The organism is Amycolatopsis sp. H20-H5, assembly GCF_035828755.1.
GTDB lineage: Bacteria > Actinomycetota > Actinomycetes > Mycobacteriales > Pseudonocardiaceae > Amycolatopsis.
Genome location: NZ_JAYMZS010000166.1, coordinates 1 through 15,353 on the forward strand (window position 1 = coordinate 1; position 15,353 = coordinate 15,353).

16 protein-coding genes and 1 pseudogene are annotated in these 15,353 nt (G+C 70.5%); 4 read left to right on the forward strand and 13 right to left on the reverse strand.

The window, feature by feature from the left end:
- Positions 1-420: aldehyde dehydrogenase family protein (locus QMK34_RS43525; protein ID WP_326420696.1), on the forward strand; the 420-nt coding region annotated here is incomplete at its 5' end.
- Here QMK34_RS43525 and QMK34_RS43530 read toward each other — a convergent pair.
- The 7 genes and pseudogenes from QMK34_RS43530 to guaB form a co-directional block, all read right to left on the reverse strand.
- A complete protein-coding gene (locus QMK34_RS43530; RefSeq protein WP_326420697.1) occupies positions 417-1,898 on the reverse strand; it encodes an FAD-binding oxidoreductase in 1,482 nt (493 codons plus the stop codon). The two genes, QMK34_RS43525 and QMK34_RS43530, sit on opposite strands and share 4 nt — an antisense overlap.
- A gap of 185 nt (positions 1,899-2,083) precedes the next feature.
- Entirely contained in the window at positions 2,084-2,791 is a 708-nt protein-coding gene (locus tag QMK34_RS43535; RefSeq protein ID WP_326420698.1) for a flavodoxin family protein, read from the reverse strand.
- Positions 2,792-2,870: 79 nt separating this feature from the next.
- Positions 2,871-4,586, reverse strand: a complete 1,716-nt coding sequence (locus QMK34_RS43540; RefSeq protein WP_326420699.1) for a GMC family oxidoreductase — start codon at positions 4,584-4,586, stop codon at positions 2,871-2,873.
- Between the two features lie 289 nt (positions 4,587-4,875).
- Complete coding sequence (locus QMK34_RS43545; protein WP_326420700.1) at positions 4,876-6,009, reverse strand: GuaB3 family IMP dehydrogenase-related protein; 1,134 nt, start codon at positions 6,007-6,009, stop codon at positions 4,876-4,878.
- Positions 6,010-6,114: 105 nt separating this feature from the next.
- Positions 6,115-6,267: a DUF3574 domain-containing protein gene (locus tag QMK34_RS43550; RefSeq protein WP_442785347.1), complete on the reverse strand. Its 153-nt coding sequence runs from the start codon at positions 6,265-6,267 to the stop codon at positions 6,115-6,117.
- A gap of 76 nt (positions 6,268-6,343) precedes the next feature.
- A pseudogene (locus QMK34_RS43555) lies at positions 6,344-6,436 on the reverse strand (DUF3574 domain-containing protein); the annotation flags it as partial.
- 225 nt (positions 6,437-6,661) lie between these two features.
- Complete coding sequence (guaB, locus tag QMK34_RS43560) at positions 6,662-8,173, reverse strand: IMP dehydrogenase (RefSeq protein ID WP_326420701.1); 1,512 nt, start codon at positions 8,171-8,173, stop codon at positions 6,662-6,664.
- Between the two features lie 116 nt (positions 8,174-8,289).
- Between guaB and QMK34_RS43565 the strand changes: the two genes are divergently transcribed.
- A complete protein-coding gene (locus QMK34_RS43565) occupies positions 8,290-8,685 on the forward strand; it encodes a DUF5319 domain-containing protein (RefSeq protein WP_326420702.1) in 396 nt (131 codons plus the stop codon).
- An 85-nt stretch (positions 8,686-8,770) separates the two neighbouring features.
- Here QMK34_RS43565 and QMK34_RS43570 read toward each other — a convergent pair whose 3' ends face one another.
- From QMK34_RS43570 to QMK34_RS43590, 5 genes are all read right to left on the reverse strand, one after another.
- The gene (locus QMK34_RS43570) at positions 8,771-9,736 is read right to left on the reverse strand and encodes an anti-sigma-D factor RsdA (protein WP_326420703.1); all 966 of its coding nucleotides are present in this window, start codon (positions 9,734-9,736) and stop codon (positions 8,771-8,773) included.
- Entirely contained in the window at positions 9,737-10,309 is a 573-nt protein-coding gene (locus tag QMK34_RS43575; protein ID WP_326420704.1) for a sigma-70 family RNA polymerase sigma factor, read from the reverse strand.
- Positions 10,310-10,693: 384 nt separating this feature from the next.
- Entirely contained in the window at positions 10,694-11,290 is a 597-nt protein-coding gene (locus QMK34_RS43580; RefSeq protein ID WP_003073605.1) for a response regulator transcription factor, read from the reverse strand.
- A 139-nt stretch (positions 11,291-11,429) separates the two neighbouring features.
- A complete protein-coding gene (locus tag QMK34_RS43585; protein WP_326420705.1) occupies positions 11,430-12,293 on the reverse strand; it encodes a hypothetical protein in 864 nt (287 codons plus the stop codon).
- Between the two features lie 9 nt (positions 12,294-12,302).
- A complete protein-coding gene (locus QMK34_RS43590) occupies positions 12,303-13,307 on the reverse strand; it encodes a MerR family transcriptional regulator (protein ID WP_326420706.1) in 1,005 nt (334 codons plus the stop codon).
- A gap of 192 nt (positions 13,308-13,499) precedes the next feature.
- On the opposite strand from QMK34_RS43590, the gene QMK34_RS43595 reads away from it, so the two are divergent.
- Positions 13,500-13,820 carry a WhiB family transcriptional regulator gene (locus QMK34_RS43595; RefSeq protein WP_326420707.1) on the forward strand — a complete coding sequence of 107 codons (321 nt, stop codon included), beginning with the start codon at positions 13,500-13,502 and terminating at the stop codon, positions 13,818-13,820.
- Positions 13,821-13,875: 55 nt separating this feature from the next.
- Here the strand turns inward: QMK34_RS43595 and QMK34_RS43600 are convergent, their stop codons facing one another.
- Entirely contained in the window at positions 13,876-14,472 is a 597-nt protein-coding gene (locus QMK34_RS43600; protein ID WP_326420708.1) for a TetR/AcrR family transcriptional regulator, read from the reverse strand.
- Between the two features lie 95 nt (positions 14,473-14,567).
- Here QMK34_RS43600 and QMK34_RS43605 point away from each other — a divergent pair, with 95 nt between their 5' ends.
- A complete protein-coding gene (locus QMK34_RS43605) occupies positions 14,568-15,308 on the forward strand; it encodes an SDR family NAD(P)-dependent oxidoreductase (RefSeq protein ID WP_326420709.1) in 741 nt (246 codons plus the stop codon).
- Positions 15,309-15,353: the final 45 nt, after the last annotated feature.

Consider the following 15,353-nt stretch of genomic DNA (forward strand, 5'->3'; position numbering starts at 1 on the left):
GACGAGGCCGTCGCCGCGGGCGCGAAGGTGCTCACCGGCGGCACCCGCGAGGGCGCGACGGTCGCGCCGACGCTGCTCACCGACGTCCCGCCGGACGTCAGGGCGTGGTCGGAAGAAATCTTCGGCCCGGTGCTCGCGGTGTCCATTGTGGATGGAGTGGACGAGGCCTTCGCCGCGGTCAACGACTCCGCGTACGGGCTGCAGGTGGGCGTTTTCACCAGCGACGTCCACCTCGCGTTCTACGCCTCCACCGAGCTGGAGGTCGGCGGCGTGATCATCGGCGACGTCCCGTCGTACCGCGCCGACCAGATGCCCTACGGCGGCGTCAAGGGCTCCGGCGTCGGCCGCGAAGGCGTGCTCGCCGCGATGCGCGACCTCACCGAGGAGCGCGTCACGGTGTTCACCGGCATCGACCTTTAGGGCGTGATCCCCTGGGCGAAGCCGAAAACCTTGTTCGGGTCATACGTCTTCGCCACCTGCTTCAGGCGAGTCACGTTGTCGCCGTAGTACGCGGTCATCCAGTCGGGCAAGGCGGGGTCGAGGTAGTTCACGTAGCCCCCGCCCACCCCGATCGCGGCGAGCCCGGAGACGACGTCCGCGACGGAAGTGGTTGCCGCACGGGCATTCTGCGCGCTCGCCGGGCTGTAGATCTGGACGCTCGCGAGCGCCTTGCGGTGCCAGAAGGCGGTGTCCGTCGGCGCCGGAGTGCCGACGGCTCCGCCGAGACCGTCGATCAGCAGGTCCATCCCCTTGTGCCCGGCCACGAGCGAAGTCAGCTTCGCCGGGTCGCCGAGCGGCTTGTCGATGATCCGCGAAGACGCCACAAAGGACTGTCGATTCTCGCTGCCGGAGAAGTACTTCATCGCACCGCCGTAGTCGACTGCCTTCGACGTCCGTGACGTCGGGCGGGCTCCCGTCCTGGCGACGAGGTCGTCAAGCAGCGGCGCAAGCGCTCCACCCGAGCCGACGAAACAGCCACCGACCCGGCTCTGCACCGGCGAACCGCCGGAGATCACCAGGTTCGCCCAGAGTTCGGGCGGGGCCGCGGGCAGCCACGACTGCCAGGCGCCGAGCACGTCGTCCGCCGCGCCCGCCGGGAAATGCAGCGAGAACACGGTGACGTTGGGAGCCGGGTCGGTCGAGAAGGTGAACGAGGTGACGATCCCGAAGTTGCCGCCACCGCCCCCGCGCAGCGCCCAGTACAGGTCCGGCTCCGAATCCGCCGACGCCGTGCGGAGCTTCCCGTCCGCCGTGACGACCTGCGCCGACACGAGGTGATCGCAGGTCAGGCCGTATTTGCGGGACAGCACGCCGATGCCACCACCGAGCGTCAGCCCGGCGATGCCGACCGTGGGGCACGACCCGGCAGGCAGGCAGCGGCCTGCCTTGTCCAGCGCGGCGTAGACCTCCTTCAGCCGGGCACCGGCACCGATCACGACCTTGTCGCCCTGGACGTCCACAGTGGACATCGAACCGACGTCGACGACCAGGCCGCCCTCGGGCGCCGAGTACCCGCCATAGCTGTGCCCGCCGCTGCGCGCCGCGATCGGCACTCGCCCGGCGGCCGCGCTCACGCAAGCTTGGACGTCCTCGGGCTTCGCGCATTTCGCCACCGCGGCGGGCTTCCGGCCGTCGAACAGTGGGTTGAACACGTGCCGGGCACTGTCGAAACCGGACTCCCCAGGGAGCACCAGGCCGCCGGAAACCCGGGAGCGCAGGGCGTTCCAGTCCGGCGGGCCGGAAGGCACGGCGCTCGTGGGCGGCGGCACCGGCGTGGGCGGCGAGGTCACGGTGACCACGGGCGGTTGCCCGGGGTTCGACGGCGAACACGCCGCCGCGGCAGCACCGACCGCCGTCACCCCGACGGCGCGCAGGAACGTCCTTCTGCCCAAACTCATACTCGTAGGACGTCCGATCAGCGGGCCGGTTGCGCTTGATCACCCAGCCGGGTCATGCCGTCACCCAACACGTCGAGCGCGTTCCAGGGACTCGCGGCTGGTCACCGGCCTGGTCGCCATCAGCGGCAGCGCCCGTGGGCGAGCTTGCCCGGCGGGGGGCAGCCGATTCCCGGCCAGTTCCGGCCTCAGCGGTACTCGGGGTTCTCGAAGTCGAACCGGCTGCCCGCGTCCCAGGCCGACCGCTGGTTCCCGTGGGCGGGGATGCCGCCCGCCCGCTGCAGCATCGACGCGACGTGCAGCAGGTTCCAGGTCATGAACGTGGTGTTGCGGTTGGTGAAGTCGTTGCCTGGCCCGCCCGAGCCCTGGTCCAGATAGGACGGACCGGGGCCCGCCTCGCCGATCCACCCGGCATCGGCCTGCGGCGGGATGGCGTAGCCCAGATGCTGCAGGCTGTAGAGGACGTTCATCGCGCAGTGCTTGATCCCGTCCTCGTTGCCGGTGATCAGGCAGCCGCCCGCACGGCCGTAGTAGGCGTACTGGCCGGACTCGTTGAGCAGCGACGAACAGGCGTAGAGCCGCTCGATCACGCGTTTCATCACCGAACTGTTGTCACCCAGCCAGATCGGCCCGCAGAGCACCAGGATCTGGGCGTCCATGATCGTCCGGTACAGCCGCGGCCACTCGTCGGACGCCGCGCCGTGCTCGGTCATGTCCGGCCAGACGCCAGTGGCGATGTCGTGATCAGCGGCTCGCAGCACCGTGACGTCGACGCCGTGCTTGGCCATGATGTCGCGGCTGATCCCGATCAGGCCGTCGGTGTTGCTGGCTTCGGGCGAGCGTTTCAGGGTGCAGTTGACGAAGACGGCTTTGAGCGTGCTGAAGTCGTGGTCCATGGCCGGTCCCTCTCGATTGTCCGGCGTTCAGCACACCATCCGCGCGGACACGGCGGCACCCCCACGGGGCTTACGGAATTCAGACGGCCCGCAATGCCGCGGGGGCACCGGCGGGAACGGCCGGGTTCTTCGGCACGACGGGCTCGACCCGGGCGTACGGGCGGCTCTGCGAAGGGCGGGTGTCCGCCTCACCCTTGTTGGGCCACAGGGAGAACGCACGCTCGGCCTGGGCCGTGATCGTCAGCGACGGGTTCACGCCGAGGTTCGCGCTGATCGCCGAACCATCCACAATGGACAAGCCGGGATAGTTGAACACCCGGTGGTACGGATCGATCACCCCGGAGCTCTCGTCGCCGCCGATCGCGGCGCCGCCGATGAAGTGCGCGGTGAGCGGGATGTCGAAGATCTCGCCCCAGGTACCGCCCGCGAGGCCGTCGATGTGACCGGCCGCGCGCTGCGTCGCCTCGTACCCGGCCGGGATGAAGCTCGGGTTCGGCTCGCCGTGGCCCTGCTTCGAGGTGTACCGGCGGCGGCCGAACAGCCCGCGTTTGGTGTAGGTGGTGATCGAGTTGTCCAGGCTCTGCATGACCAGCAGGATGACCGTCCGCTCGCTCCAGCGGTGGCCGTTGAGCAGCTTCGCGGTCTGGACGGGGTGCTTGAGCATGAAGTCGACCGCCTGGCGCCAGCGCGGGACCTCGGAGCGGCCGTCGGTGGCGATGGTCTGCAGCAGGCTCATCGCGTTGCTGCCCTTGCCGTAGCGGACCGGCTCGATGTGCGTGGTGTCGTCCGGATGGATCGAGGAGGTGATCGCGACGCCGTTCGAGAAGTTGCGCTCGGGGTCGACGCTGGTGCGACCGGCGCCGATGATGGCCTCGGAGTTCGTGCGGGTCAGCTCACCGAGCTTCGCCGAGAGCCGCGGCAGCGCCTTCCTGTCGCGCATCGCGTGGAGCAGGTTCTGTGTGCCCCAGGTACCGGCGGCGAGCACGACCTTGCCCGCGGTGAGCGTGTGACGGTACTTGCGCGAGGTCGTGCCGGTCTTGCGGATGTCGACCGCGAACCCGTCGTCCGGGCCGCCGAGCGGGCGGACCGCGGTGACCGTGGTGAGCGGGATGACCTGCGCGCCATCCTGCTCGGCGAGGTAGAGGTAGTTCTTGACCAGCGTGTTCTTGGCGCCGACGCGACAGCCGGTCATGCACGAACCGCATTCGGTGCACCCGGTGCGCGCCGGACCGGCGCCGCCGAAGTACGGGTCGCTCGCGTCCTCGCCGGGCTTGCCGAAGTAGACACCGACCGGGGTCGGGTGGAAGGACTCCGCGACGCCCATGTCCTTCGCGACGTCCTGCATGACCCGGTCCGACGGGGTGATCGTCGGGTTCGTGACGACGCCGAGCATGCGGCTGGCCTGGTCGTAGTGCGGGGCGAGCTCGGACTCCCAGTCGGTGATGTGCGACCACTGCCTGTCCGCGTAGAACGGCTTGAGCGGCCGGTACAGCGTGTTCGCGTAGACCAGTGAACCGCCGCCGACACCCGCACCGGCGAGCACCATGACGTCCTTGAGCATGTGGATGCGCTGGATGCCGTAGCAGCCGAGCTGCGGCGCCCAGAGGTAGCGGCGGAGGTCCCACGAGGTCTTGGCGAACTCGTCGTCGGCGAACCGTCGGCCGGCTTCGAGCACGCCGACGCGATAACCCTTCTCCGTCAGCCGGAGGGCGGCGACGCTGCCGCCGAACCCGGATCCGACGACGAGGACGTCGTAGTCGTACTGGGGGCCCGTGGTGGTGTTACTGGCAGTCACACCTTGAGAGTAACCCCGACCCGGCCTCCTGACCAGAAGTAAGTTACCCACCAGTTACGTATCCCCGCGCCCCCAGTTAGCCCGCTAAACGCACCCGGCGCGCGCAGTTAGCGGGCTAACTGGGGGCGCGTGGGGCTGATGGGACGGGTGTGACGGCGGGCCGGTGGACCGGAGCAGGGCGGCGCGTCGGCAGGGGCAAGGGGCCAGTGAATGCGGTTAGCCCGCTAAACGCGCGCGGCGGGGAAGCCGCGAGTGCGTTTAGCGGGCTAACTGTAGGTGCGGAGCGGGGTCAGCGGCGGACGGTGAGGCCCACGCGCTGGAACTCCTTCAGGTCCGAGTAGCCCGTCTTCGCCATCGCCCGGCGCAGGGCGCCGAAGAGGTTCACGACTCCTTCGGCGTCCGAGGACGGGCCGAACAGGAGGGTCTTGAGGTCCACGGCGTAGTCCGGCCCAGGCGCCACGCGCGAGCGCGGGAGCGACGGGTGGGCCGCCGCCGCGGTCCAGTACAGGCCCTGTCCCGGCGCGTCGGACGACGCGGCCAGCGGCGCGCCCAGCATGACGGCGTCCGCGCCGCAGGCGATCGCCTTCGCGATGTCGCCGGAGACACTCATGCCGCCGTCGGCGAGCACGTGGACGTAGCGGCCGCCGGTCTCGTCGAGGTAGTCGCGGCGCGCGGCCGCGGCGTCGATGATCGCGGTCGCCATCGGGACGCCGATACCGAGCACGCGGTCGGTGCTGGTGACACCGGGCGCGTAACCGTGTCCGACGATGACCCCGGCCGCGCCGGTGCGCATCAGGTGCATCGCGGTGCGGTAGTCGCCGACGCCGCCGGCGATCACCGGCACGTCGAGACGGCCGATGAAGTCCTTGAGGTCGAGCGGCTCGGCGTCACGCCGCACGTGCTCGGCCGAAACGATGGTGCCCTGCACGACCAGGATCTCGACCCCGGCCGCGATCAGGTCCGGCGTCAGCTCGGCGGCGTGCTGCGGGCTGACCCGCGCCGCCACCGTCACGCCCGACTCGCGGATGGTCTTGATCGCCTCGGTGATCAGGTCCAGCCGGATCGGCGCCGAGTGCAGCTCCTGCAGCACCCGCACGACCGCGGTCGGGTCGTCGGTGTCCTCGGCGGCCCGGACGAGCCGGAACATCGCGTCCTCGACGTTGGCGTGGCGCGCCCACAGGCCTTCGGCGTTCAGCACACCCAGCCCACCGGCCTCACCGACAGCCACCGCGGTGCCCGGGGACACGATCGCGTCCGTCGGATGGGTGACCAGCGGCAGCTCGAAGCGGTACGCGTCGATCTGCCAGGCAGTGGACACGACGGCGGAAGACCGGGTGCGCCGCGAGGGCACGATCTCCACGTCATCGAGGTCATACGCCCGCCGCGCGGTGCGGCCCATGCCGATCTCGACCAGATCCCGCACGTGAAGTCCCTTCTCACCGGAAGTCCTTGTCGCCCTATTGTCGCTAGTCCGCGTGGGTGACCCGCGCACGGGGGCTCAGAACGCCGTCAGGACCGCCGGACGCCCTCAGAAGGAGACCTTCTCGACCGAATCGGCCCGCAACACCGACTCCTGGGCGAACAGCCGCTTGTAGTCGGCGCGGATCGCCTCGATCTCGCCGTTGGCCTGCTTGCCGGTGAACGGGTACAGCACGATCACCACGTGCGAGCGCTCCCGCACGATCTCCCCGGAACCGCCCTTGTACTGGTCCCTTGCCCGCCAGTTCGGTGAACCCGTCCGGGAACGCGGTGGTGATCTCCTTGCCGGAGAACAGCGCGAACTCCTGGTCGGTCACCTCGGTGCCGTCCGCCTTGCCGTTGCCGAAGTACAGCTCGGTGCGCTTCCACACGTCACCCGGCGACGACGCGGTCGCCGCGTCGGCGGCGGGACGCAGGCGACACCCCGCCGCCGAGACCCACCGCGGCCGCGGCGAGCACCGCCACCACAGACCGTCGCGAAACCGGCATCCGGACCACCCTTTCTTCCACCGACGAGACCGCCGAGATCGACTCGCCCATTCTCGGGGCAGGCGGAAACCGGCGGAAGCGCCCGGAAGGGCGGCCATCCGGGCGGACTACCGGGTCGTGTAGTTCGGCGCCTCGACCGTCATGGTGATGTCGTGCGGGTGGCTCTCCTTGAGTCCGGCCGCGGTGATCCGCACCAGCTGCGCGTCCTGCAGCTGCGCGATCGTGCTCGCGCCCGCGAAGCCCATGCCCGCCGCGAGACCGCCGACCAGCTGGTGCACCACGGTGGACAGCGGGCCGCGGAACGGGATGCGCCCCTCGATGCCCTGCGGGACCAGCTTGTCGTCGGACAGGACGTCGTCCTGGGCGTAGCGGTCCTTCGAGTACGACTTCGCCTCGCCGCGCGACTGCATCGCGCCGAGCGAGCCCATGCCGCGGTAGGACTTGAACTGCTTGCCGCCCACGAGGATCAGCTCACCGGGCGACTCCGCCGTGCCCGCCAGCAGGCTGCCGAGCATCACCGAGGACGCCCCCGCCGCGATCGCCTTCGCGATGTCGCCGGAGTACTGGATGCCGCCGTCGCCGATCACCGGGATCCCGGCGGGACGGCAGGCGAGGTCGGCCTCGTAGATCGCCGAGATCTGCGGGACGCCGACCCCCGCGACGACGCGGGTGGTGCAGATCGAGCCGGGCCCGACCCCGACCTTGACCCCGTCCGCGCCCGCGTCGACCAGCGCCTGCGCGCCGGCGCGGGTCGCGACGTTGCCGCCGACGACGTCGACGCTCTCGCCGAGCTCCTTCTTCAGCATCGCGACGGTGTCGATGACCGCGCGGGAGTGCCCGTGCGCGGTGTCGACCATCAGCACGTCCACCCCGGCGTCCGCGAGCGCCATCGCCCGCTGGTGCGCCTCCGGGCCCACGCCCACGGCCGCGCCGACGATGAGCCTGCCGTCCGGGTCCTTGGTGGCCTTCGGGTACTGCTCGGTCTTGACGAAGTCCTTGACCGTGATGAGCCCGCGCAGCTTGCCCGCGCCGTCGACGATCGGCAGCTTCTCGATCTTGTGGCGGCGCAGCAGCCCGAGCGCCGCGTCCGCGGTGACGCCGACCTGCGCGGTGACCAGCGGCAGCTTCGTCATCACCTCGTGCACCGGGCGGGTGTGGTCGACCTCGAACCGCATGTCGCGGTTGGTGATGATGCCGACAAGCATCCCGGCCGCGTCGGTCACCGGCACGCCGGAGATCCGGTAGCGGGCGCACAGCGAGTCGACCTCGGCGAGGTTGTCCTCCGGCGAGCAGGTCACCGGGTCGGTCACCATCCCGGCCTCCGACCGCTTGACGACCTCGACCTGGGCGGCCTGCACGTCGATCGGGAGGTTGCGCTGCAGTACGCCCATACCGCCCTGCCGGGCCATCGCGATCGCCATCCGGGCCTCGGTGACGGTGTCCATGGCGGCCGAGACCAGCGGGATGCCCAGCGTAACGTTCCGGGAGAGCCGGGTGCTGGTGCTCACCGCGCTGGGGATCACGTCCGACTCCGCCGGGAGCAGCAGGACGTCGTCGAAGGTGAGGCCGAGCATGGCGAACTTGCTCGGGACGGGGGCGGTGACGCTGTCGCTGGTCATAACAGGCGGGGGGCCTTCCTGGCGCGGGGTGAACGGGTCGCTGTGGCAACGCGTGGGCCTGCCCCTCATGATATCCGGGCACGCCGCCCGCCCGGCCCGGGTGGGCGGCCGGTAACGTGCAGGCCGTGCCGCACGACGCGTTGCCCCCAGACCCGTTCGCCGACGATCCCGACGATCCGGCTCGGGCGATCCTCGACGCCGAAGACCACCTTGACGAGCCGATCAGCACGGACGAACGCACCGAGCTGCTCGCGGATCTCTCCGATCTGGCCGTCTACCAGGCGTTGCTCGAACCCCGCGGTGTCCGCGGCATCGTCGTGGACTGCGGCGAGTGCGACGAACCCCACTACCATGACTGGCACCTGCTGCGTGCCAGCCTGGAGCAGCTGCTCGCCGACGGGCGCATGCGCCCGCACGAGCCCGCGTTCGATCCGAACCCCGGCGACTACGTCAGCTGGGACTACTGCCGCGGGTTCGCTGACGGCGTAACGGCCAACGAGAGCGCGTACTGACCTTTTCGCAGGTCATGATCCAGAAACGACAGCTAAAGGCCCCGGTGAGATCGCTCTCACCGGGGCCTTTTGCGTCTGCGTGCCTTTAGGGGCTGGGAACGTCCTGAGGCTGCCCGGAGCCACTGCCCGGCTCGTACCGCGGGCTACTGCCCGGATCCGTGCCGCTGCCCGTGCCGGGCGGCTGGCTGGTCGTCGGCGGGACCGGGGTGGTCGTCTCGACCGGGGGCGGCGTCGTCGGCGGCGGGGGTGTGGTGACCGGCGGGATCGTGCCCCCGGTGCCGCCTCCCGGCAGCGACGTCGGCGAAGCGGACGGCTGCTGCGCGGGCGGCTGCTGGCTCACCGACGTGGAACCGCTCGCGGACGGCAGCTGGGAGGTGGGCACCTGTGTCGGCGCACCCGGTTTCTGCAGCTGCTCGCTGAGCTGCCGGTGCTGCTCGATCAGCTGGTCGCGGTTGTCGGCGTCGGAGACCTGCGACAGCGCGGCCTGTGCGTCGTCGAGGGCCCTGCGGGCGTCGGCGAGCCGGTTGTCCGCGAGGGCGAGATTCGCCTTCTCGAGGTCGACCTTGGCGGTGGCCGCCGCCTCGACCGAACGCGCGTGGTCGCCGTAGAGGACCTTCGTGAGGCCCCAAAGAGTGTCGCCGGGCTGCGCGTCACGCGCGGCGAGCCCGGTGCCGGTGAAGGCGATGGCGAGCACGGCCGCCGCGGCGGCGACCGGGACCAGCAGGCGGCGCTTGCCACTGCGGCCACTGTGCTTGCGGACCAGCGCGGCCGTCTTGACCGTGGTCACCGCGGTGTCCACGTCCACGAGCTCGGCCAGCGGTTCGCTGTCGATGTCGCGGCGCCAGGCCAGGAGCAGGGCGTTGAGTTCCTGGTCACCGAGGCCGTCCGCGATCCTCGGGTCGGAACCGCCCAGCGCGTCCAGCAGCGCGTCGTCGGCCTGCACCGCGGACAGATCCGCGGCGCACTCGGACTCCGACGCCGTCATTCCGGCGGCGAACGCCGACAGCTCGAACTCGGCATCCGCCTCACGTCTGTGTTCACGATCCGACACTCAGATCACCTCCTCTGCGGCAAGTACCTTGCGCAGCCGCGCGAGTGCACGGTGCTGGGCGACGCGCACGGCGCCGGGGGTGGAGCCGACAGCGTCGGCGGTTTCTTCGGCGGACAGGCCGACCACGACTCGCAGCACGACGATCTCTCGTTGTTTGTCGGGCAGCACCCGGAGCAGCTGGGACATGCGCTCGTTCAACTCGCCCTGCAGGGCGCGCTGCTCGGGACCGACGTCACCCTCGATCTCATCGGGGACCTCGGCGACCGGTTCGGCGCGATTACGGGCCGCGGCGCGATGCGCGTCGGCGACCTTGTGCTGGGCGATGCCGTAGACGAAGGCCAGGAACGGGCGGCCTTGATCACGGTACGAGGGCAATGCCGTGAGCACCGCGAGACACACCTCCTGCGCAACGTCGTCTGCCGAAGCGAACGAACGCTCCTGCCTGCCAACCCGAGCGCGGCAATACCGCACCACCAAAGGACGGATGGCCGCCAGCAGCCGCTCTACTGCCTGGGGATCACCCTCGACAGCAGCGGCGACCGGCTCATCCAGTCCATCCCCCACATTGGCCATCGCAGACAACAGTCCCAGTGTTACGTATAGGCGTGCAAATAGTCCGGTGTGCGGCTTCTCGATCCCTCACGCCGGTGACAGCTACCGTACCTTCCGGGGCGGGTGACGTTCGCTCACGGTCGTCACCGGCGCGCCGCGGAAGCGGCGGCCACGGAAAACGGGCTCTTCCTGGCTCCTTCTCGCTCGTGCTCAAACTTTCACCGAGCGGAAACACAGGGAGGTACGGCGCTCGCGCGGAAGTGGCGCGGCGCCGGCCGGGGCGGCGGGGGATGGGGAGAAACCACGGCAGGAGTGACGGGGAACACAGGTACGGGCCAGGACTGTGCGCCCTGGCCCGCCGTCACCGTGAAGCTGTTGTCAGGAAGACGTCTCGCGGAGCTGGGCTCAGGAGACGAGACCGCGACGGAAGCCGTGTGCCACGGCTTGGGCCCGGTCGCGGACACCCAGTTTGCGGAACAGCCGCCGCGCGTGGGTCTTCACCGTGTCTTCGGAGAGGTAGAGCTCGCGGCCGATCTGGCCGTTGCTCTTGCCCTGACTCATGCCGCGCAGCACCTGGAGCTCGCGCTCGGTGAGCTGCACGCCCGGGTCGGAGGGCTGTCGGGGAGCCGGCACCGAGGTGCTGGCCAGCGTGTGCGCGAGCGCGGCGACCAGCTCCGGCCGGGACGCGTCCCAGCGGAGGTAGCCACGGGCACCACCGGCGATCGCGGCGGCGATGCTGCCCGCGTCGTCGGGAGCGCCGAACACGATCACGTTCGCCTGGGGGTTCGCGGAGACAAGCCGCCTGGTGGCTTCGACGCCTGTCGGGACCGCGCGTTGCGTTCCGACCAGCACGACGTCGACCGGCTGTCGGGAGTACCGGGCCAGCAGCTCGTCACCGTGCGCTACGCAGTCGATGCGACTGACCCCAGGCACCGCGGACATCACACGGGTGAGCCCTTCGCGGACACTGCGTCGGTCGTCGCAGATCAAGACCGTCGTCACGGGGTTTCCTTCCTGCAGCCGGGTGACATTCCACTTCCCCTATCGGACGCTTTAGCCCGAACCTTGACACGATCCGGTGGCTTTTTTAAAAGTTTCTTAGCCCGGATGCCGGAATGGGTCCCCAACAGGTCCAACACCATCAGGTGGGCACCCACGGCGATTCCCGTGCGATCCGCCTCCCGCAAGGATCTGCGCTTCGTAACACTCCGTGCAACACCTCGGCACTCCTGAATCGATACTTCTCGCCGTGTTCGGTCCCCAGATCGGCCGCGATCAGGCAAGCAGGCCAAATAAGTGAATTCAATTCGTATTTCTCGGCCGTTTCGAGGGCGCCAAGGACGAGGTCGGCGGCCCGGTCCCGATCAGCGGGACGACCGGCGGCGCACAGCGCCGCGCCGAGGACGAGCTCCGATTTGACGGTATGCCGACGCGCATCACGCGCACGCGCCAGCACGACCGCCCGCTCGGCCGGGGCGAGGGCTTCGGCGGCCCGCCCGGCCGCCAGCTCGATCTCGGCGTGGACCCAGCCCGACCTGACGGCCGTCCGCCAGGACTGTCCTTTTTGTCCTTCTTGTCCGGCCACACGTCCGGCCAACCGCCGGGCGGCGGCGATCCGGCCGAGCGCCAGGTTGTCCGCCGCGAGCCCGAGCAGCGCGTCGGCCGTGGCGCCCGCGGCGTCCAGCCCGTCCGGATCGGCGAGACCGGCCGGAAGCCGCGTGGCCAGGGAGAGCGCCTCCGCGTCGAGCACGCGGGCGGTGGCGTGCCCGCCAAGCTGACGGCGGTGCGACGCGAGCGTGCTCAGTGCCAGCGACACGACCAGCGGGTCACTCCCCCGGCGCAGGTCACCCAGAAGGGTCGCGGCGGCCGCGTAGCGCCCCTGTGCGCCCAGGACGACGGCAGCCAGCAGCCGGGCACGCGGCGGCGCGCCGGGCGGGACGGCCACCGGCGACCAGGGCAGCGGCCGCGCGCCGAACGCGGCTTCGGTCAGGGAGGTTTGCGGCACCCGTTCTTTCTAGCGCCTGCCACCGACAAGAACGTGCTCGATCCGGTCGGCGGCCTCGGGCAGGTCCCCCAGCAGCTCGACCTTGTCCGGCAGGGTGGCGACGTCCCAGCCGGGGCCGCAGGCGAACATCCTGCTGCGCTGACGGCCACGGGACACCCTGGCGAACAGCCGCGGGTCGGCCACGCCAGTGCGGTTGGCCCAGAGCACGACCGCGGCCGGGGCGCTGCGGCGCACGGCCACCGCGAGCACCTCCGCGGGCAGCGGCACGCCGAAGAGCTGAGCCCCCACCCGGCGGCCGGCCAGTGACGCGGCGAGGGCGTACATCGGCATGCTGTCGCGTTCCTCGGGGACGCAGCCGAGCAGGACCGGGCGCTGGTTGCGGGGCCGGTCGAGGACCGGCGTCGCCCGCACGAGGGCGGCGAACACGCATTCGGCGAGCAGGTACTCGACCTCGGCCCCGGCGCTGACCCCGCGCCACCGGGCGCCCAGTGCGCTGAGCACGGGTTCGATCACCCCGGTCCAGGCGGGCAGCGCGCCGAGTTCGGCGATCGTGTCGGCGAGCATCCGCTGCACCGCGCCGACGTCCATGGCGAGCGCGGCCGTGCTCAGCCGCCTGGCTAGGCGGGACGCGACGTCGTAGCGGCGGTCCGCGTCGTCCTCGGCGGTTTCGGGGGCGGCGGCCGCCAGTTCGCTGGCCACGGGCAGGACGAGCCCACTCTCCGGGACCTCGACGCGCACGCGGCCGCGGCCGTCGGAGCCGGCGCGGGGCATCTGCTCCAGGGCGTAGCGGGCGGCCTCGGCGGTCGAAGCGCCGCGCAGCAGTGCCCGCTGCATGACCTCCAGCCTGCCGATGTCCGAGCTGCCGTAGCGGCGGTGACGGCCGTCGGTGTGCCTGCTGGGGCCGAGGCCGTAGCGGCGATCCCAAGTTCTGAGGGTGGACGGGGCGACCCCGAGCCGGCGTGCGACCGAGGCCACCGGCAGGGTGGGTTCTCTTTCGCTGGACGCGGATCCCACTCGGCCCAATATCCAGGCACAGCCAGCGGCGGGCAACCGGAGGCCGAGACCCCGATCACACATCCGGGGGATGCCTAACGGCTGAATCCCCCGGAATCCCTTGAACAAGTATTGGCGCGCTTCTAACGTTACGGCCGTTGCACCGAATGGAGTAGCCGCACCACAGCAGAGCAGCTTGAAGGCATCGACCGGATGACGGAGGCGGTCACGATGGCAGACACGCGCAGGCTCCCAGGACCCAACGCAGACGTATGGGACTGGCAGCTGGAGGGGTCGTGTCGGGGAATGGACAGCGGGTCGTTCTTTCACCCGGACGGCGAGCGCGGTCCAGCGAGAGCACGCCGTGAGGCCAGGGCGAAAGCAGTATGCCTGGCTTGCCCGGTCCTGGAGATGTGCCGCAGCCACGCACTGGCGGTGCACGAGCCCTACGGGATCTGGGGCGGGCTCTCCGAGTCCGAACGAGAGAACCTGATCAAGTCCGGAAAACGCGCGCTGAGCATGTCAGCCAGCTGAACCGGCAGGCGCGAAAGGGGCGGCATCCACCTCGGATGCCGCCCCTTTCGCCTGCTCAGGGCCTGGGCCAGCTCGCCATGGCGAGGTCGATCGCCCGGTCGAGCTCGGCCCGATCCGCGCCGTCGCGGGCCTGCAGCGACAGGCCGTGGAGGACGGTTGTGTAAAACGTGGCCAGCGCGCCGACGTCGGCGTCCTCGGCGAGTTCGCCCTCCTCGACACCCTGGCGCAAACGTTTGCGCAGCTTGTCTTTGGTGGCCGCCCGGAGCTCAGCGACATAGTCGTGGACACCCTGGCTCGCGCCCGTGTAGTTCGTGGCGGCCAGCACGACCATGCAGCCCGTCGGGTGTCCTGGCTCGCAGTAAGCCCGCGCGTTGTCGCGCAGCATCGCCTCGACGGACGCCCGTGCCGTCGGCTGCTCGCGAAGGGCCCTGGCGGTGTACTGACCGTCGGTGACGCCGTAGAGCTCGAGGGCTTCGCGGAACAAGGACTCCTTACCGCCGAATGCCGCGTACAGGCTGGGCGGGTTGATGCCCATCGCCGCGGTCAGCTCGGCCAGCGACGCGCCCTCGTAGCCGCGCTCCCAGAAGACGTGCATGGCCTCGGCGAGGACCTTTTCGCGGTCGAACGCGCGGGGACGGCCTCGAGGTGACATGGACCACTTTCTGTAACGAGCGATACAAAAACCCTTGACGGTTCATTCTAGAACCAGTTTTCTGTATCGACCACTACAGAAAAGAAGGGGCGGCCATGAGCACTCTGACGGGCAAGATCGCGCTGGTGACGGGCGGCAGCAGGGGCATCGGCGCGGCGATCGCCACCCGGCTGGCCGAGGACGGCGCCGACGTCGCCATCACCTACGAGCGGGCGCGGGACCGGGCCGGGAAGGTCGTCGCGGAGATCGAGGGGATGGGCCGCCGGGCGGTCGCGATCCAGGCCGACAGTGCCGACGCCGACGCGGTCCGCGCGGCCGTGGACCAGGCCGCGGCCGAGCTGGGCGGCCTCGACATCCTGGTCAACAACGCCGGGATCTTCCCGACCGGGACGATCGAGGAGCTGACCGTCGAGACGATCGACCGGACGCTGGCGATCCACGTGCGGGCGGTGTTCGTGGCCGCGCAGGCGGCGGTGCGGCACCTGCCCGACGGCGGCCGGATCGTGTCTATCGGCAGCGACCTGGCGGAGCGCGCGCCTTGGCCTGGGCTGAGCCTGTACGCGGCCAGCAAGTCCGCGCTGACCGGGCTGACCAAGGGGCTGGCGCGCGACCTCGGCGCGCGGGGGATCACGGCGAACGTGGTGCACCCCGGCTCGACGGACACGGAGATGAACCCGGCGGCCGGCTCGCACGCGGCGGACCAGCTGGCGGGCATCGCGCTGGGGCACTTCGCGGAGGCGTCGGACATCGCCGCGACCGTCGCCCACCTGGCGGGCGAGGGTGGCCGCTACATCACCGGTACGTCCATCACGGTCGACGGCGGATTCACCTCATGAGCCCCACCAGCCCCGCGCGTTTCCAGTTAGCGGGCTAACTGGAAA